This is a genomic window from Chryseobacterium sp. SIMBA_028, assembly GCF_046535285.1.
GTDB lineage: Bacteria > Bacteroidota > Bacteroidia > Flavobacteriales > Weeksellaceae > Chryseobacterium.
Window position 1 is genome coordinate 1 of the sequence record NZ_JAWRWZ010000618.1, and the last position, 250, is coordinate 250.

At 61.6% G+C, this 250-nt stretch carries 1 protein-coding gene; it reads right to left on the reverse strand.

From position 1 onward, the window contains the following. A partial coding sequence (locus tag SCA31_RS24700) for a glycerol-3-phosphate dehydrogenase C-terminal domain-containing protein (RefSeq protein ID WP_410699598.1) occupies positions 1 to 250 on the reverse strand: 250 nt, incomplete at both ends.

Sequence of the window (250 nt, forward strand, 5' to 3'; positions counted from 1 at the left end):
GTGCAATCCGGCCTTCGTTCTCCGCCAGAGGACATCCTCGGCGGTGAAGGCCCATTCGTTCTGCATGAGATAGCGCACCTCGGCCTCATAGAGATCCGATCCGAAATGCCTGCCAAGGTCAGCTGATGACGCGGCCTTGCCGAGTAGCACATTGGCCCTTGTGCCGTAGCGGCGCGTCAGCCTTCGGGCATGGCTGTCAGCGAGGAACGGATAGGCTGCCTTCAGCTTGCCAACCTCCGCCTCATAGCCC